The sequence below is a fragment of the Psychrobacter maritimus genome (assembly GCF_029953575.1).
In the GTDB taxonomy this organism is placed as follows: Bacteria; Pseudomonadota; Gammaproteobacteria; order Pseudomonadales; family Moraxellaceae; genus Psychrobacter; species Psychrobacter maritimus.
The window spans coordinates 1,862,788-1,880,483 of sequence record NZ_CP124526.1 but is presented as its reverse complement, the minus strand read 5'-3'; the positions used below and the strand labels follow the sequence as shown (position 1 = coordinate 1,880,483).

The 17,696-nt window shown below is 44.0% G+C and carries 15 protein-coding genes; 5 read left to right on the top strand and 10 right to left on the bottom strand.

Annotation, left to right across the window (positions count from 1 at the left end):
• Window positions 1–109 precede the first annotated feature (109 nt).
• The 3 genes from acnB to QJS82_RS07825 all read left to right on the top strand — a co-directional run bounded on the left by acnB (window position 110) and on the right by QJS82_RS07825 (window position 3,954).
• Window positions 110–2,713 (top strand): bifunctional aconitate hydratase 2/2-methylisocitrate dehydratase, encoded by a 2,604-nt coding sequence (gene acnB / locus QJS82_RS07835; RefSeq protein WP_281490120.1) that lies wholly within the window; start codon window positions 110–112, stop codon window positions 2,711–2,713.
• Between the two features lie 218 nt (window positions 2,714–2,931).
• The gene (locus tag QJS82_RS07830) at window positions 2,932–3,360 is read left to right on the top strand and encodes a DUF805 domain-containing protein (RefSeq protein ID WP_281490119.1); all 429 of its coding nucleotides are present in this window, start codon (window positions 2,932–2,934) and stop codon (window positions 3,358–3,360) included.
• A 147-nt stretch (window positions 3,361–3,507) separates the two neighbouring features.
• The gene (locus QJS82_RS07825) at window positions 3,508–3,954 is read left to right on the top strand and encodes a PACE efflux transporter (RefSeq protein ID WP_281490118.1); all 447 of its coding nucleotides are present in this window, start codon (window positions 3,508–3,510) and stop codon (window positions 3,952–3,954) included.
• A gap of 114 nt (window positions 3,955–4,068) precedes the next feature.
• Here QJS82_RS07825 and QJS82_RS07820 read toward each other — a convergent pair whose 3' ends face one another.
• Window positions 4,069–4,866 carry an enoyl-CoA hydratase/isomerase family protein gene (locus tag QJS82_RS07820; protein ID WP_281490117.1) on the bottom strand — a complete coding sequence of 266 codons (798 nt, stop codon included), beginning with the start codon at window positions 4,864–4,866 and terminating at the stop codon, window positions 4,069–4,071.
• Between the two features lie 417 nt (window positions 4,867–5,283).
• Here QJS82_RS07820 and QJS82_RS07815 point away from each other — a divergent pair, with 417 nt between their 5' ends.
• Complete coding sequence (locus tag QJS82_RS07815) at window positions 5,284–6,096, top strand: alpha/beta fold hydrolase (RefSeq protein WP_281490116.1); 813 nt, start codon at window positions 5,284–5,286, stop codon at window positions 6,094–6,096.
• A 164-nt stretch (window positions 6,097–6,260) separates the two neighbouring features.
• Here QJS82_RS07815 and QJS82_RS07810 read toward each other — a convergent pair whose 3' ends face one another.
• The 7 genes from QJS82_RS07810 to QJS82_RS07780 all read right to left on the bottom strand — a co-directional run bounded on the left by QJS82_RS07810 (window position 6,261) and on the right by QJS82_RS07780 (window position 14,436).
• On the bottom strand, window positions 6,261–6,962 hold the full coding sequence (locus QJS82_RS07810; protein ID WP_281490115.1) for an IS1 family transposase: 702 nt from the start codon (window positions 6,960–6,962) through the stop codon (window positions 6,261–6,263).
• A 112-nt stretch (window positions 6,963–7,074) separates the two neighbouring features.
• Window positions 7,075–8,151, bottom strand: a complete 1,077-nt coding sequence (locus tag QJS82_RS07805) for an HpcH/HpaI aldolase/citrate lyase family protein (RefSeq protein WP_281490114.1) — start codon at window positions 8,149–8,151, stop codon at window positions 7,075–7,077.
• A 182-nt stretch (window positions 8,152–8,333) separates the two neighbouring features.
• Window positions 8,334–9,533, bottom strand: coding sequence for a cysteine protease StiP domain-containing protein (locus tag QJS82_RS07800; RefSeq protein WP_281490113.1), 1,200 nt, complete (start codon window positions 9,531–9,533; stop codon window positions 8,334–8,336).
• 83 nt (window positions 9,534–9,616) lie between these two features.
• A complete protein-coding gene (locus QJS82_RS07795) occupies window positions 9,617–10,438 on the bottom strand; it encodes an HAD hydrolase family protein (RefSeq protein WP_281490112.1) in 822 nt (273 codons plus the stop codon).
• 122 nt (window positions 10,439–10,560) lie between these two features.
• Entirely contained in the window at window positions 10,561–11,886 is a 1,326-nt protein-coding gene (locus QJS82_RS07790) for a phosphoribosyltransferase domain-containing protein (RefSeq protein WP_281490111.1), read from the bottom strand.
• Window positions 11,887–11,932: 46 nt separating this feature from the next.
• On the bottom strand, window positions 11,933–13,186 hold the full coding sequence (locus tag QJS82_RS07785; RefSeq protein WP_281490110.1) for a trypsin-like peptidase domain-containing protein: 1,254 nt from the start codon (window positions 13,184–13,186) through the stop codon (window positions 11,933–11,935).
• Window positions 13,187–13,272: 86 nt separating this feature from the next.
• Entirely contained in the window at window positions 13,273–14,436 is a 1,164-nt protein-coding gene (locus QJS82_RS07780; RefSeq protein ID WP_281490109.1) for an ATP-grasp domain-containing protein, read from the bottom strand.
• Window positions 14,437–14,751: 315 nt separating this feature from the next.
• Here QJS82_RS07780 and QJS82_RS07775 point away from each other — a divergent pair, with 315 nt between their 5' ends.
• A complete protein-coding gene (locus QJS82_RS07775; RefSeq protein WP_281490108.1) occupies window positions 14,752–16,035 on the top strand; it encodes a TerD family protein in 1,284 nt (427 codons plus the stop codon).
• 108 nt (window positions 16,036–16,143) lie between these two features.
• Here QJS82_RS07775 and QJS82_RS07770 read toward each other — a convergent pair whose 3' ends face one another.
• Both QJS82_RS07770 and QJS82_RS07765 read right to left on the bottom strand, forming a co-directional pair.
• Window positions 16,144–16,752 carry a TerD family protein gene (locus QJS82_RS07770; protein WP_281490107.1) on the bottom strand — a complete coding sequence of 203 codons (609 nt, stop codon included), beginning with the start codon at window positions 16,750–16,752 and terminating at the stop codon, window positions 16,144–16,146.
• A 166-nt stretch (window positions 16,753–16,918) separates the two neighbouring features.
• Window positions 16,919–17,671: a TIGR00266 family protein gene (locus tag QJS82_RS07765; protein ID WP_281490106.1), complete on the bottom strand. Its 753-nt coding sequence runs from the start codon at window positions 17,669–17,671 to the stop codon at window positions 16,919–16,921.
• Window positions 17,672–17,696 lie beyond the last annotated feature (25 nt).

Here is a 17,696-nt window from a genome sequence, read left to right as displayed (position 1 = left end):
TTTTGAGCTATGATTGCACGGATAATTATTCAATGCAGTACATCGATGTAGGCTGTCATCCTGACTACTCACGTGATGTACTGGTCACCAACCGACGAGGACGACTATTGTGTTAGAAGCTTATCGTAAACATGTCGCAGAACGTGCTGAGCTAGGAACTGTACCACTTCCACTAAATGAGAAGCAGGTAGCAGAATTGGTTGAGCTACTCAAAAACCCACCAGCGGGCGAAGATGCGTTCTTAATGGACTTGTTAGAAAACCGTATTCCTGCCGGTGTTGACCAAGCCGCTTATGTTAAAGCTGCATTTTTAGCCGCTATCGTTAAAGGCGAAGCGACTTCACCACTTATCAGCAAGAAAAAAGCCGTTGAAATCTTGGGCACTATGCAAGGTGGTTACAATGTTGCGCCATTAGTTGCGGCATTAGACGACAGCGAAGTCGCACAAGAAGCCGCTGATGCGTTGAAAAAGACATTACTCGTATTTGATGCGTTCAATGACGTGACCGAAAAAGCCGAAGCTGGCAATGACATCGCAAAAGAAGTCGTACAATCTTGGGCTGATGCTGAATGGTTCTTGAGCCGCCCTGAAGTACCAAAGAAAACCACTTATACAACGTTTAAAGTGACTGGCGAAACTAACACTGATGACTTGTCACCGGCGCAAGACGCGTGGAGCCGCCCAGATATTCCATTGCATTCATTAGCCATGCACAAAAACTCTCGCGACGGCATCTTTGCTGACGAAGAGGGCGTTGTTGGTCCAATGAAGCAAATCGAAGCTTTGAAAGAAAAAGGTCATCCACTTGCTTATGTCGGCGACGTGGTTGGTACGGGTTCTAGCCGTAAATCTGCAACCAACTCAGTCCTTTGGTTAATGGGCGATGATATCCCGAACGTACCAAACAAACGTGGTGGCGGTCTAGTATTGGGTAACAATATCGCTCCTATCTTCTTTAACACCATGGAAGATTCTGGCGCGTTACCAATTGAAAAAGTAGCGGTTGATAACCTAAACATGGGCGATGTGTTTGACATCTATCCGTATGAAGGCAAAATCACTAAGCATGATTCTGACGAAGTATTGTCAACGTTTACGCTAAACTCGCCAACATTGCTTGACGAAGTTCGTGCAGGCGGCCGTATTCCATTGATCGTTGGTCGTGGTTTAACTAACCGTGCTCGTGAATATATGGGTCTTGGTCATTCAGACGTATTTGCTAAGCCAGAAGAGCCAGCTGATACCGGTAAAGGCTTTACCCTTGCACAAAAAATGGTCGGTAAAGCTTGTGGTCTACAAGGCGTGCGTCCAGGTATGTACTGTGAGCCAAAAATGACGACGGTCGGCTCGCAAGATACCACTGGTCCTATGACCCGTGATGAGCTAAAAGACTTGGCATGTTTGGGTTTCCAAGCAGACCTAGTGATGCAGTCATTCTGTCATACTGCCGCTTATCCAAAGCCAGTTGACGTTGAAACTCAGCATACACTACCTGACTTTATCATGAACCGTGGCGGCGTAAGCTTGCGTCCTGGTGATGGTATTATTCACTCATGGTTGAACCGTATGTTACTTCCAGATACCGTTGGTACTGGTGGTGACTCGCATACTCGTTTCCCAATGGGTATCTCGTTCCCAGCTGGTTCTGGTTTGGTTGCATTCGCAGCGGCGACTGGTGTGATGCCACTTGATATGCCTGAGTCTGTTCGTGTACGCTTCGTTGGCGAACGTCAGCCTGGTATCACGCTACGTGACTTGGTCCATGCGATTCCTTATCAAGCCATCAAAGAAGGTTATTTGACGGTTGATAAGAAAGGTAAAATCAACGAGTTCAACGGTCGTATTCTTGAAATCGAAGGTCTAGAAGACCTAACTGCTGAGCAAGCGTTTGAATTGTCTGATGCATCAGCTGAGCGTAGTGCTGCTGGTTGTACCATCACTCTATCTGAAGCGTCTGTGACTGAGTACCTAAACTCAAACATCACCTTGCTTAAGTGGATGATTTCAGAAGGCTATGGCGATGCGCGTACGATTAGCCGCCGTGTTGAGCAAATGCAAGAGTGGCTAGCAAGCCCAAGCCTATTGCGTGCTGACGAAGATGCAGAATACGCCATCGACATGACAATCAATATGTCTGATATCAAAGAGCCGATTCTTTGCTGCCCGAACGATCCAGACGATGCTAAAACATTGGCTGACGTTGCCGGTGATACCATTGATGAAGTATTCATTGGTTCATGTATGACCAACATTGGTCATTTCCGTGCAGCGGGTAAACTGCTACAAGACGTACCAGCAGGTAGCCTCAAAACTCGTCTATGGATTGCGCCACCAACGAAAATGGATGCGCGCCAATTGATGGAAGAAGGTTATTACAACATCTACGCACAAGCCGGCGCTCGTACTGAGATGCCAGGTTGTTCACTATGTATGGGTAACCAAGCACGTATCGCACCGAACTCTACTGCGGTATCGACGTCAACTCGTAACTTCCCGAACCGTCTAGGTCAAGGTGCTGACGTTTATCTAGCGTCTGCAGAGCTTGCAGCAGTCGCAGCGGTACTTGGTAAATTGCCAACCAACGACGAATACCAGCAGTACGCTGGCATGCTTGATAGCATGGGCGAGGAAGTCTATCAGTACATGAACTTCGACCGTATGGATTCTTATACGGAAGAAGCGGACAAAATTAACGTTGCTCAGTTGACCTAATTTTGCTTAAAGCTTAAGTTAAGTATTTTTAAGTTTTACAATTCTTATTTAAATAGAAACCCCGTATCATGATGATGCGGGGTTTTTTTAAATTTAAAATAAATCAATAACGGTTTGCAAACTTTTATTGAGTGCTTATAATCAAAGTGGCTGATTAAATTTTTTGGTTGGCGACTTTACCGTTAAGGTTGACGACAAATCCTAGGGAAAATAAAAATATGCTTGATAAAACGACGCCGCCACCTTTACCGAATTCTGCAATGGTTAATAATCATAGTGCTGAAGCAAACTACGGCATCCTTGACTGGTTTAAAAAAGCTTTAAGAAATTATACCAATTTCTCTGGTCGTGCTCGACGTAAGGAGTATTGGTATTTCGTATTGGTACAAATGGGTTTGATTATTGTAGCGATGATTTTAGATGCCATTATATTTAATTCAGAAACGGGGCTATTCTATATTGTTGTAGTGCTTGGTTTGTTTTTGCCGGGCTTAGCGGTGACTATTCGCAGGTTGCATGATACCAGCCGTTCAGGATGGTGGTTTTTGCTATCCATTTTGCCATTGATAGGCTCTATTATATTACTGGTATTTTTAGCGAGCGATACCAAGCTTGAAACCAATCAATGGGGTCCACCAGCAAAATAAGCTGCGACTGGTTTCTCTCGTTATCTTATGTATAATATAGGGGCAGGCGGAAACCGTAGCTCTGCATTTTTTTCTCTTTTCTATCTCGGGACGGACCGATACTTTGCTGGGCAACTTTTTTTATACTTAAGTGCTTTGGAGTTTTGGTTGATTACTTTATCCCCACTCAAACGTCGTATCGTCTATGTGACTGTTTTTGAGCTTATTGCTATCATTGCTTCTACCTTTGTACTAATGAAACTCAGCGGCGGCGATGCGGCAGAGTCGTTACCCGTTGCTATCATGGTTTCATTAGCCGCTGTTATCTGGAACTTTTTATACAATACGGCTTTTGAAGGCTGGGAGCGGCGCAAGCAGGTTAAAAAACGCACATTATTAATCCGCAGTGCTCATGCGTTAGGGTTTGAAGGCGGATTGGTATTGATTTGCTTGCCGCTATATATGATTTGGTATGATGTTGGTTTGATCAAAGCCTTCATGATGGAGGCGGCGTTACTGCTATTTTTCTTGGTTTATACCTTTGTTTTTACCTTGGGTTTTGACAAGATATTTACCTTACCGCATCACTATAAGACCGCTTCTGCTTCTTCATAAGTAAATAGATTAAAGGTATTAATATAGACTTGTCTTTATATTGTTTTACCCAAAAAAAGGCTACCTAATGGTAGCCTTTTTGCTGATAGTACAAAATATAGCGTTAAAAGGCTTTTATTTACCTTGATAAACGGGCTTACGTTTTTCCATAAAGGCGGTGATACCTTCAGCAAAGTCAGCGGTTTTGGCCATCATAGTTTGTTGGTCAACTTCCATATCGAGCGCTTCATTTAGGCCTTCAAAAGCATGAACGTTAATCATATGCTTCATTGATGCCAAAGCTTTACCGGGCAGGTTGCTTAGGCGTGTTGCCAATGCCAATACGCTGGCGTCAAGCTCATCTTTGCTTACGACGCTATTGACTAAGTTTAGACGCGCGACATCGTCGCTAGTCAGTTTATCACCTAACATCACAAGCTCAGTTGTTTTCGCCGCCCCAATCAACTGATTCAATAAATAAATGCCACCCGCATCTGGAATCAAACCGATATTAACAAAAGCTTGTACAAATTTGGCATCATCAGCGGCAATACGGAAATCACACGTTAATGCCAAGTTCATCCCAGCGCCAGCCACGGCCCCTTCTAACTTGGCGATAATTGGCTTATGAATATTACGCAGCTTTAAGCTCACTTCTGCCACTTCTCTGAGCATAAAATCAAGCTTTGCCACGAGTGCCTCAGATTCCATGCCGTTTTCTAGCATCTCACCGATATGACCGCCACTAGAGAAGTTGTTATTTGACCCTTGCAGCACAATCACGCGGACGTCAGCATCTTGGTCTGCTTGATCAAGAGCCTCCATAATGGCGCCTTTTAATGGCGTGCTAAACGCATTTAGCGTCTTAGGATCATTCATGGTAATGGTGGCAATATGGTTTTCGCTGTGATATTCGACCAGAGGTTGTGACATATTTGGTTTCCTTAGTGAGAAGTTTTAGATAAGCATTGCTGATAACAATGGACGTTATGATGAATAGGGTTGTGATGGATATGGTGGTTAGGTGTAATAAATCGTTCAAGCTGATTACTATATCAGCTTGTTATGATTATAAAAGCGGGTTTTGTAGGCGCTTAAGGCACGCTTAGAAGGGTTTAAGTTTTATCTATTTTGTTTTATATTTAAATTTTTGAATATAATTAGTCTACTGTGTGAAAATAACGCTATGAACTATCTGCTCGCTGCATTATGCTAAAAGGCAACAGTTTTTAAGGCAGTATTTTAAGTAGGTGTTTTTCAGGAATTTCATTCATTGAAAAATGAGCATCAGATAAATAAGCCCTAAACAAATAAGTATTCAATAAACAAGCAAAAAACAAGGAAGTTATTATGCCAATGATAAATGTAAATAACGTTGATATTTATTATGAAGACAGTGCGCCGGAGGATAAGCAAAAGCCAGTGATGGTATTTGCCCATGGACTGCTATGGAATACGCGGATGTATGATAAGCAGGTGGAATACTTTAAATCTGGCTGCCGCTGTATTGCGTTTGATTTTCGTGGGCAAGGTCAGTCTGAGATTACCAAATCAGGCTATGATATGGAGACGCTGACCGAGGATACGCTAGCATTGTTGGATGCGCTAAATATTAAGAAATGTCATTTTTTAGGGTTATCCATGGGTGGCTTTGTCGCTCAGCGTATCGCGCTAAAACGTCCAGAGTTACTGTTATCGCTGACCTTACTTGAAACGTCAGCAGACCCTGAAGACCCAAAAAACGTCCCGCAGTATCGAAAATTGATGAAAGCTATCCGCTGGCTTGGTATGAAGCGGGTCAGCCAAAAAGTCATGCCTATTATGTTTGGCAATAGCTTTTTGAACGATAAGTCGCGTAAGGCTGATCGCAGAGAGTGGCTCGCGATGCTACAAAGTAATCGTAAAGGCGGGGTCGTTAAGGCGACCACAGGCGTCATTGAGCGCTCGGCCACTTATGATCGGCTAGGGGAAATTACCACGCCGACACTGATTATCGTTGGTGATGAAGATACGGCAACGCCTTATGCAAAGGCGGAGCGGATGCATTTTGCGATTAAAGGCTCTAAGCTTGCGGTTATTAAAGGCGCTGGGCATACAGCGACGGTAGAAGAACCTGAGCAGGTTAATAAAGTGATTAATACCTTTTTAGCAAACTGTGTCTAACTTTGAGCGAGACTGGAACCAGTTTTGAATCAGACATAGCAATTAATAAAGTGTTTATACGAAAAAAAGCCGTTATCTTAAATAGGATAACGGCTTTTTTTATTGAAACTATTTAAGAAATTAACATTAAAATATTAGGTGGTGTTCTAAAAAGTATGCTGGCATCAGACATAGCCATAATTGACATAGAAGAATACCAAATCAAACACCTTAAAGTGGTTATCAAACTTCTTTGAGAAGCAACAGGTCTTTCGAACGGCTCGTCGCAATCGGTGTCTAAGGCGACAGTTATTACCTTCTATGCCTACCGTATGCTGCTTGCCGATTTGTTTCTTGTCAGGCTTGAATGCGGTTTTAAAGCTATCCCAGTTATCCATGCTAATAGAACCATAGCTGACTTTCAGTTGTTTAAGACGGGCTCTTAGCTTCTTAGCTGTTTTCAGGTCACGTTTGCCCCAAACATAAGCAACAATCTCATTGGTAGCGCGGTCATAAGCATAAATAAGCCAAACTTTACGCTTTTTGCGATACACGTAAGTCCAAAACTCATCAACCTCTAAGCGTTCATAATAGCGCTTTTTAGGTGTAATCTTATAGACCGATGAGCCTATGGTGCTAAGGACTTTACCAATACTAATAGAGGCTATAACGGCTATGTCTCTGACGCCGCAACCTCTAACCGTCATTAGCCGTATGATGTCTTCTATTTTAGAGTGACAGCCATGATAAGTTAAGGCATGGTCGCCAATGAATTGACGTTTGCAGTTCTTACACTGGTAGTTCTGCTTGCCATAGCTTTTTATACCATTTTTCTTTAAACTGGAGCTGTGACAGTCGGGGCATATGATATCTATTTGTGTCTTCATAACCTCAAATATATCATCTTGCTTTGGCTGTCACCCTCCTTTCATCTCCTCAGCATACTTTCTGACACACCACCTAATATTAATTTCAAAGCAGCAAAGTTAACATCTTTATTTATAACCGTGCGGTGTAGTCATTATTAATATCATCAAGGGTGCCAAAAACCTCAGCGCGATTGACGATTTCAGTAGCCCATGCACGGTGCGTGGCAGGCTCGAGCATCGTATCGTTATATTTAAATACCGCTTTTGCCTCGCTATGCAAGATTGCCTGCGCTTCATCCAAGGTGCTTAACGGTACGCAATACGCTTGCTGTACCAAAGCAATCTGGCTTGGGTGAATGACCGTTTTGCCGACCAATCCCAAGTTCACATCACGCATCAGCTCTTTCATAAACAGTGTTGGCTGCTCTAAGTATTCAAATACTGGCGCGGTAAGATAAAAACCATGCGGTACAAAGCAGCCAAGCAGCTGATAGGCGAGCGTACCAATCGGGGTGTCATAGACAATGCTGTTTTTAGGACGGCGTAAACGCAGCGCTGCAAATAAGTCATTACCACCGATACGCAGGGCAAAAACTGGCTGGCTAAAGGCTTCTTTAAAGCCAATCGCTAACTCTTGATTGTGATGCGGATTAAATAGCGCTGCCGTCTCAAGCGTCGGCATCAATAGCTGCTCAGTGCTTAAATTCTGACAGGCCATACGCCAATTAGACAAGCTATACATATCGACTTTAGGTAAAACAAAGCCATCAACCAAATCAATATGGGCAAAATCTGCGAGCTGCTCTAGCATCGCCGGATGACGCGGGCGCACGAAGACCAAAGGTCTGGTTGGCTGATCGGTGTGCACTTTTGATTGAATGCCATCTTTTTTTGCTGGGTCATTGATACTATCGACATGCGCGGCCCACGTATGGAGCAGCGTTTGTAGACGCTCAAGTGCCAACTCAACATCGCTATGGCTGACCGCATCTTCTAAGCAGATAATAATACTGTTAATCGTCGGCAATTTATCACGCGTAATGACTTGCCAAATATCTTGCCGCGTCGCAGGCATATATAGGCTAGCACCCAGCTGATACGGGTGATGGGTATGCGGTTTGAGCATCGCATGACGCTCAGTAATCAGGTGGGCATAAGACTGATTGTTATTATAAAGATTGGACTCATTGTGGGGCATATCGGACATAGTTGGCATCGTAAATAGTGATAAGTGAATGGTTATAGCAAGAAATCATAGCGTAAGGACGTATGATAAAAACAGCGGTGCTGATGCAGTACTGATGCGGTATTGATGCATTTCTTTCGCAAGGCATCAATACATCAAGGCATCAATACATCAATACATCAAGGCATCAATACATTAATGAATCATGAGCGATCTGTTGCCCGCTGCTTGATCAGCGTAATCGCTTGATAGGGGAGTATTTTAGCACCTAATACCGTGATATTGATATCACGCTCGCTACATAAATGCCGCAATAACACAGTATCTGGGTGATCGGCGGTGGCCAACAAGATGCGCTCAGGATCACGGCGTAATATCGCCCGTGTCGCCTCTGCAATGGTCGGCTTAATACGGTTGCGATTGCTAATGTCATACTCTGCTGCCAGCGTATCAATTAAAGCAGCTGTCTGATAGCGTGGTTGCTCAAACGTTTGCAAGTATTGTGGAGACGTAGACAGTGCACGCCGCGTGCTATCAATATGATCAACAAAGGCTAGGCTATGATCTACCGCAACCAAGTTATCATAAAAGACGCTACGATGTAGTCCCGATTGTGGCTCGGTATATAAACTGCGTGATATCAGCCCCGATACGGTACTGTTTAATAAACCTGATGGAATCAGCCAATCTTCCTCACTTGCCGCCAACCAAGCAACGCCTGCGGGGTCAGCAAGGGTTACTAGAGGAATAACATTCTCACCTTGATGGAAAATATTGGCAAAATTTGGATGATTAGGGTCACTAAAGACTTCTAAACTAAGAGCCAGCTCTTGATAAATTGCCCCTTTACCCGTCCAGCCGTCGACAAATATGATTGTGCTGTCTGGATGAGCATCCAATATCATCTGCAGCGCGACTGGATCAAGTCCGCGATCGCGAATGATACTGATACCATAATGCACACTTGGCAACGCATAGCTGCTATTAGTATCTGACTTTTCATTGTCTAATAGGGCACGTTGTAATAATACGCCAACTGGTAAACCTGCGCGTACCAAGCTGACTAATATTAATGGACGTTCAGTACTTACCGTTTGCTGAAAAATATGGTGTAGCGTATAAGCCAAGTTAGCAATATCAGTTGCGGTTCTCGTTGTACCTTGCGCTAATGCCTGCTGATACAATTGCTCATGCATGGCAGTTGGCGCATGCTCTAAGGTTAACATGTCAGAATAATGGCGCTGTCCACTTTGGATGAGCGCTTCTTTTTGACTGACGGGTACATCGGCAACGGCGTTTTTATCAACGATATCAAGCAGCACAGTCACATCGCTAGCAAGATAGCTGCCCGAGCCATATTCCTGCATTTTTTGAATATTAGGGTTCGTTATAGGATGGGTCATAAGATAGTTTCTACTTACAAAAATGCGTTCGATTATTGTTTTTAAAATGAGGACACGCTCTAGGAGAGGCTAAGCGTTTAGAATTACTGCGAGCTAAAGCGCTCATGTAGCTGACCATTATTCGGCATGCCGTACCAATCAAGCAATTGCAAAAATGGTAAATCGGCCAAGCTATCACCAAAACCAAAGCTCGGACGCTGGTTGTCTAAATGCTGGTCTAATAAAAACTGCACCGCATGGTGTTTATGAACCGCGTGCGGCAATATCGCAAGATTGTTCGCATTCACATGCACATAAAAATCTTGCTCAAAATCACGTATTAACGTTGGTAACTTTTTAGCGAGCTCTACTAACGCTTGATGGTCCTTTTGCGCATGCTTAATAGCCAGATAAATGGTCAGCTCTTCATTAACAGCGCCATCATTAAAGCTATCGATATGCGGTGTAAATACCAGCTGACTGTTGTCATTTCTACTGTGATTGGCAAATAATTGGCTCAGCTGCTGTAATTTATCTTGCAGTGGCGCAAGTTCACTATGCATACGCTGTTGCCACTGAGCTTGTAGCGTGCCGTCTCTATCAAGAATAATCGCACCATGAGTTAAGACCTGCCAGCTATCAAAAGGCAGCTTAACGCGTTTGATTTCACTGCGATCGCGTGCGGTGACCACTATCAGCTCTGTACTAAGCAGCAGCCAATTAAAGAACGCAGCTTGGCGCTGACTCATAAAACTTAGTGGCTTACCTTGTTTATTAACGGTCGCGCAAACTAAGTTTTCAGGTTCAGACGTTGGCAAATCCCATGCATCAATTTTACGTTGGGTTTGAAAAAGCGTATCGTCCAAATCCATCAGCGTGTAGGGTTTGATAATATCGGGATTGGCTTGAAAAAATGGGCTAGTCATAGTATTTGCCATAAAAGCGTGCGTAAGGGTTAAATGTGAAAATCAAAGCAGAACTTAAAGGATAGTTTTAATAGGACAGCTTTTATAAGATAGCCTTTGTAAGCTAGCTTTTATAAAACAGCTTAAAGCGTCGGACTCACCACCAACACATTATCCAAACTTTGCCACATGTCATCGACGCTATCCGCTGATGTTTCAACGCACAAAACAATCAAATCCCAATCGTTAGGCTCAACATTATAAGCAAAGTTGGTCATACCAAGCCCATAGTTGTCGCTAAAACTGAGCATCGTGGTAATCGCGCCACCAAGGGCAATCGGCGAGCGCGTTAACGCACTAAAATTAACGGTAGAGTTCTGAGTTTGCGTCTCAAGCCATTCAGCCAATAAAAACGGCAGCCAAACAAACTCATTACTGCCCAATACTAAAATCCGCTTGGGCAACTGCTCTTTATCAAACTGTTCTTTCTCAGATTGTTCTTTCTCAGATTGGGCTTGCTTATTAAACACCTTGAATGCGGTTTGAAAATTCAAAAGGTAATTATCAAAGCCGTCGGTACTGTCTAGGGTTGGGAAGCGACCCCAATTGCCAGTATCACCTAGCGTATGACTGCCAGCCTCAGTGGTATCGACCGATGGCATGGTAATCGGCTCAGGATTAGGCGCATCCGTCCATGTCCATGCACCAGATAACAAGTGATGACGTTGAAACTTAATATTAGGTAGACGTTTAGCGATTTGATCAAACACAGTGTCATCCGAGTCAGCTGTATCCTGATGCTGATGTCGTTCCTGATTTAGGGACCAATCCACCAAAGTGGTCAGATGTACTTGCTCTAAATGATCAAGCCCTGCGTTACGTAAGGCTGTGACGACATTGACGCAAGTATTGCCCGTTGACGCTTCGTCATCCACCATAATCAAGGTTTTGCTGGCAAGTAGCTGTGCTTGAGTCACTCTATCTGCACTTTGATAAATCAGATGCTGGCTTGCGTGACTGTGATCTTCGCTAAACGTGGTCAATAAAGAGTGGCTGCTTTTGTCATGATTGCCATCATGTTGCGCATGACGGGTAGAATTTAATAATAAAGCTTGTGGATAGCGAGTTTGTAGCGCTTGATGTACCCCCGCAGATAGCCCAACGGCTGTCTCTGCCATGCCGATGACCAAAATGGGTTCAGGCAAATCATATGGTACTAGGTTTGCCAAATCAGTAAAAGCATGACGCATGGTGCTAGGCGCGACTGGAATATGGCGACCTAAGACTTTTGAGACAAACAAAAATGCGCGTTTAGGATTAATGCGCTGCGCAAATCCAAGCAAGTCTTCTAATTGATAGTGATTGCTTTGTTCTATTCCATCTTTTGCAGTGGCTGAATTGGTTTGATAAGTCAGATCAAGAGTGCCGCGTGGTAAGTTAATGGTTGTGCTGTATTGCTTATTTAGCATTTATTTTCCTTTGGTCTTTCAATTTTTATATCGTTGCAATGACTACTTAACCCTGACATCCTACTAACCACAAAGCACCGCGACTTTGCTTACTCAATTGCGGTGTGGTCAGCGTGGCAGCTGTCGTGCGTGACATGCCATCTGAGCCAGAGGTCTCAGATAAGTTATCTAAACTCATTCCAGCGCTCGCGAGTAGGGCGGATAATAACTGAAATTTCACCGCATAGTTCATATTTTGTGCATGCTCGTGCACAAGGCTGGACGTCACCATGCCGATAACCTCGCCAGTCGGTAGTAATAAAGGGCTGCCACTAGAGCCGGGTTGAATGGGCGCGGTAAATTGCATATAGCGAATATCATCACCAAACCCCGTCAGTCCTGAGATACAACCTTGTGTCACTTGTAGTTGGCTGCTCAATCCTGATAATGGAAACCCTAAAGTCGTAATGGTTTCACCCAAATTATCAGTACAACGCTGTGCTAATGGTAAATAACTTGGTAGCGGCTCGCTTACTCTAATAATGGCTGAATCACTACCGATATCGCTAAGCACCACTTGCGCCTCACGATCAGGCTGCCCTTGTTGTCGAATTCCAATCATCACCGCCGACTCAATGACATGATAGCAAGTCAGTAGATGATAAGGGTCAATAGCAAAAGCCGTCCCTGTCCAAGTTTCACCAGACTGAACGTGTCTTGGCGGGCGCGTATCACTGTTAGGATAATCTTGCTGCTGCGCGCGCTGGGCATCTTGGATAAGGGCGTGCGTATCTGGCGGACGCATATCGAGGCTAATTTGCACATGATGCTCTAGGCTTGCCAGCCCTTGGGTAGAGCTCTCACCAAGGGCGCGGCATTTAAATTGTCCATTGCGCCGATATATTTCTAATATGATTACTGCTTTAACATGGCGCTCACTTGCGGTAAATTCATAACGAATATCACCATTGTTTAGCGTTAAATTTACCTTGCTTAGTTCGACGGCAGGTAAGTTGAGGCTTGGCTCATGATAAACATAAGCAATCAGTTGTAAAAAGCTTACGCCTTGTTTATCAAACAATGCAGGCAAATCCAATTGCCATGCGTTTGGGTTATCCTTGCTATTGAGCTGCGCCCACTCTTTTGGTTCGTGCAGATAAGCAGGGCTACAAGCCGCTTTACGATGCTCATCTAAAGGCAGCCATAATAGCCCAAGCTGCTCGCCAAACTTTGACTGATTTGTCGTCGCAAAAGCGACCGAACAATTCGATTGGGCGATAACCGTATTTGCCCCTAACACTAACGTGGTTTGTGCTGTCATCGCCTGCCTCTTATTGAACATATTCGGTTGCCGTCGATTTTTACCGCGGATTTATTACTGCTGATTTTTTATTTCATTGTTTTTACTTACTCGCTAGCATTTTCTTCAATTTTTACGCTAACCATGATTGAGCGTACTTGGCAGGGAGTGATTTGCTGTGCAATATCCGCAAGCTTTGGTTTATCGGTTAAGCCCAGCCAGTAGCCAAATCCAACTTGGGTTAAATCGACCCCGCTATGGCTGGTGTAATCAATGCCACCAGAGGGGCGACTGTTAATTTCAAGCACACGATGCTGCCCGTCATCATCGGCCTTGGTTTGTACGCTGACGATACCATCGCAGCCAAAGGCTTTTATTAGTGGAATAACCACATCCATGACCGCTTGCTCGTAGCCGATATGCTGAATTTTCCCTGTTTTATAACGGGTGATGGCAGCCAATACTTCACCATATTCGCAAACGACATCGATAGAGTATTCTTGCCCTGATAAATAAGGCATTAGCAACATAGGAATAGGGCGCTCGTGCACCATCAGACTGTTCGCGTAGGCATTGATAAACTGCGCTGTATTGATTTTTTTCTCTTCGGTAAAGTATAAGTGCTCAAAGCTATCGTACTGTTCACCATCGTTTTTGGCTAAATCTAGCCGCCAAAAACCTTGGGCAAAAATACCTGTCACTGGTTTGATGCATAAAGGCTGATGACCGTGCGTAGCAAGTAGCGCTTCAAGCTCTGCGACATTATCAAAGCGCCACGCTTCTGCCACGGGAATATCATGCTCATGACACTGCTGCATAAAGGCAAACTTATCATCTATCGCTTCTAACGCCGCCACACTTGTCGCGCCAGTCAATAAACGAATGCCAGCCGCGTCAAATGTCTCACGGTGGGCTTCATAATCAATGCCATTGCGTCCAGTCAGTAACACTTTAACGTTATTGTTTTTGGCTTGCTCTAAGACAAACTGCCAACGCGGCATCAATGGCTCTAAAGGTTCGAGCATTGCTTGCTCATCGCTATCTGTGGCGCTCGCAGAAGGCTCACGGTAAACGCTATCGGCAAATTCAAAAATCTCAGGTCTATTATGGCGGTGTGACGCGATGATGTTAAATGGCATCTCAGATTGGGCTTTTAATGTTTGCAGGCTGGCTAACATATCACGCTGGCTTGACTGACCTTCAGCTAACCAAGCGGCAGATGGCGCGGCAGTCGACGTTGTATGAGGGCTTTCGTTAGCAGGGGTTTTCATAATTCTCTCAGCGTTATCATAAATTTTAGAGGGCAATAACTGGGACTGGCATTTAATAAGGTAATAACCCAAGGCGCGATACGGCGTTGGTTAACAGTATTGGTTATAGCAGGGTCTATTATATACAAATGCTAAGCGTTATAAATGCTGCTGACAAAATAGCATTAAGGATTTGTAAAAATGTTTTTGCAGCGTTGTTAACGCCTTGTTGAACTGTGCCGTGTACTGTAAAAATCAGGCGCTATCCATGCTACTATATAGCGATAGCCAATCTCACCTATATAAACAAATAATAAATAACCTAAAGGATAAATGATGAGTCAACCTCAAAAACTGATTGCTGGCGCTAATGCACCGCTGCCAACGGATAATATCAGCATTCGTATTTTAAGCCAAAGCGCCATCGATTGCGCCGCTTATCGCCTGACCACTGAAGGCAAAGTACGTGGCGATGGCGACATGATATTTTATGGGCAGACGCGTAGCGATGATGGCAGCGTCAGTTTCCGTGGTCATGATAGCGATGGATTTTTTGATATTAACTTACCTGCGCAGCCTGCGAGTATTGAAAAGATAGCCCTTGCGTTTTCTAGTGCGCAAACGCTTGCGCAAGTCGGTGATGTGGATATCCAAGTATTACAAGGCAGCCAAGTGCTGATGACTTGTCAGTTAAGTGCTGCTGGACGTAATGAAAAAGCGATTATCTTAGCAGAGTGTTACCGCCGCCAAGGCAGTTGGAAATTCCGTTTTATCGCCCAAGGTTTTGAAGGTGGCTTAAAGCCGTTATCTGAACATTTCGGTGTTGAAATTGCCGATGAAGCCCCAGCTCAAAGCCAGTCACAAAATCAAGCGCAAAGCCAATCTCAATCTATCAATACGCAAAGACCTATTAACACGCAAAAAGCGGGTAGTGCGCCTCAAACAACTACGCCGCCGCCAATTCCTACAGCTTCTCAAAATCCATCAATTAACCTAAGTAAAATAACCTTAACTAAAAACCAATCTAGTATCAATCTAAAGAAACGTGATGATTTTGGTAAAATTTCTGTCAACCTTAATTGGAATCAACGTCCAGATAGCAGTACGCAAGCCCCTAAAAAAGGCTTGCTAGGCGACCTATTTAAGCAGCATAAAGCCGCTGGTATTGATCTTGATGTTGGGGCGATGATTCATCTGAAAAATGGCGAAAAAACACTGATTCAGGCCTTGGGAAATCGCTTTGGTAATCTACAATCAGCGCCTTATGTATTGTTACGTGCCGATGATAGAACCGGACAAGTCAGCGGCGGTGAGTGGCTCGATATCAATGGACAACAGTGGTCGCAGATTGAGGAAGTCTTTATCTTTGCTTTTATCTACGAAGGTGCACCAAACTGGGCGCAAACCGATGGCGTCGTAACCATTCATGTACCCGACCAGCCACCGATTGAAACCCGTTTGACAGAAGGTGCGGGTAATTTACCAATGTGCGCGATTGCGCGTTTGGTCAATCAGCAAGGCAGTATCAATGTTGAACGTATTAATGAGTACTTTAAAGGCCATCAAGAGATGGACAAAGCCTTTCATTGGGGCTTTAGCTGGAAACGTGGTAGTAAGTAAGCGCTTTAATAGTATTGTTTAATACAAAAAATCAGCCCGTCTATTATAAATAGACGGGCTGATTGCTTATAGATTACTAAAACTCTTACTTCAGATTGCTTAACCTATTTACGCATGCGGAGTGATAGCAGGCATCAAGTCATGAAAGGTACGACCAGAAGCCGTTTCACCAATGGCATGCATCTTCCACTCATTATTATGGCGATAAACTTTGGCCATAATCATTGCCGTATGAGTACCTTGTGACGATAAGTTATAGCGCGCCACTTCAGTATTATTATTGGCATTGACGATACGGCAAAAGGCGTTTTCTACGGTTTCAAACGTCTGACCAGTGAAGCTATTGACCGTAAAGACCAGTGACACTACGTTCGCTGGAACTTTTGATAAATCAACATTGATGACTTCATCATCGCCGTCGCCATCACCAGTGCGGTTATCGCCGGTATGGACGATACTGCCATCTTTTGATTTCAGCTGACTGAACCAAATCGCATCGACGGCTTGTTTATTGGCATCAAACATAATGCATGAGGCATCTAAATCGATCGAGTCGCCGCCGCTGCCGCCGCCAAATAATTTGCCTAAAAAGCCGCCTTTTTTCTCTTGCGCTCCTTGAAAGATATCCCAACCTAAACCCAATTTTACTTGAGTAAGCTCACCACCAGCTTCTTTGCTGAGGGAGATTTTTTGACCCTTTTGTAAACTAACTGCCATGGTAAAATCCTTATAATAATTGTGAGTAGAATACTTAAGTTTTCAGTGCTGTTTTCGGTTATTGATTTCAGTATCAGCTTTCAGTTGTCAATTTCTGCGCTGGTTCATAGCTGTAATATTAGCTGTAATTCTAGCTATAAATTTAAATTATAAAATGAAACTTAAATTATAAGATGTTATTTAAAAAACCACCGCTGCCACCACGACCACCTGAGCTAGTACCTAAGATGCTTTGTAGCCAACCTTGATAGCTGTCACGATTGCGCGAGCAGATGATAACTTTGCCCGTGCCTGAGAAGTTTAAAACCATGCCTTCGCCACTGGTGACGGAGTTAATAATATTGCTCATGATGCCTTTTTTCTTGCTGGTCGATACCGAAAGCTTATAATCAAGGTTTGAATCCCAGCAGACCACATGGCCGTTATCAATGATGACGTCTTTATCAGGCGTTACATCAATCTCAAATAGTGAGCCAAAACCTGACACCACTACCTGACCTTGACCTTGGGTTTGCATAACCATAAATCCACCCGTATCACCAAATACCGCGCCGCCGAGGTTGCGCTGGATATTGGCTCTGATATCGACGCCAGTTTGTGCGGCAACGAACGCGCCATCGCTCAAGGTATATTGCTGAGCGCCGCAATCGATGATTTGCATATCACCATCGAGCGTTGGTGCCAGCAAACAATCACCTTCACCATTCACGGCTTCAATTTGCTGTTGAAAAAGTGACTCGTCGTTAGCAAAGCGGCGCATCAGTGATTGCATGAGTCCGCCTTGTAGCTTACCTTTCAGCTCAAGGTTCGACTCCATCATTACCATGGCATTGGCTTCACAATAAATTGAATCGCCTTTTTTTAAGTTACAATGCAAAAAAGGTTCAATAGTGCCGATTAAGCTAAACGTTGCGGCCATGGGGTTCAAATCCTTATTCTGGAAT

Bases quoted from the DNA above. Each gene is read 5' to 3' on its own strand.
- QJS82_RS07830 (WP_281490119.1), top strand. From the start codon at position 2,932: ATGCTTGATAAAACGACGCCGCCACCTTTACCGAATTCTGCAATGGTT.
- QJS82_RS07820 (WP_281490117.1), bottom strand. From the start codon at position 4,866: ATGTCACAACCTCTGGTCGAATATCACAGCGAAAACCATATTGCCACC.
- QJS82_RS07815 (WP_281490116.1), top strand. From the start codon at position 5,284: ATGCCAATGATAAATGTAAATAACGTTGATATTTATTATGAAGACAGT.
- QJS82_RS07810 (WP_281490115.1), bottom strand. From the start codon at position 6,962: ATGAAGACACAAATAGATATCATATGCCCCGACTGTCACAGCTCCAGT.
- QJS82_RS07805 (WP_281490114.1), bottom strand. From the start codon at position 8,151: ATGTCCGATATGCCCCACAATGAGTCCAATCTTTATAATAACAATCAG.
- QJS82_RS07800 (WP_281490113.1), bottom strand. From the start codon at position 9,533: ATGACCCATCCTATAACGAACCCTAATATTCAAAAAATGCAGGAATAT.
- QJS82_RS07795 (WP_281490112.1), bottom strand. From the start codon at position 10,438: ATGACTAGCCCATTTTTTCAAGCCAATCCCGATATTATCAAACCCTAC.
- QJS82_RS07790 (WP_281490111.1), bottom strand. From the start codon at position 11,886: ATGCTAAATAAGCAATACAGCACAACCATTAACTTACCACGCGGCACT.
- QJS82_RS07785 (WP_281490110.1), bottom strand. From the start codon at position 13,186: ATGACAGCACAAACCACGTTAGTGTTAGGGGCAAATACGGTTATCGCC.
- QJS82_RS07780 (WP_281490109.1), bottom strand. From the start codon at position 14,436: ATGAAAACCCCTGCTAACGAAAGCCCTCATACAACGTCGACTGCCGCG.
- QJS82_RS07775 (WP_281490108.1), top strand. From the start codon at position 14,752: ATGAGTCAACCTCAAAAACTGATTGCTGGCGCTAATGCACCGCTGCCA.
- QJS82_RS07770 (WP_281490107.1), bottom strand. From the start codon at position 16,752: ATGGCAGTTAGTTTACAAAAGGGTCAAAAAATCTCCCTCAGCAAAGAA.
- QJS82_RS07765 (WP_281490106.1), bottom strand. From the start codon at position 17,671: ATGGCCGCAACGTTTAGCTTAATCGGCACTATTGAACCTTTTTTGCAT.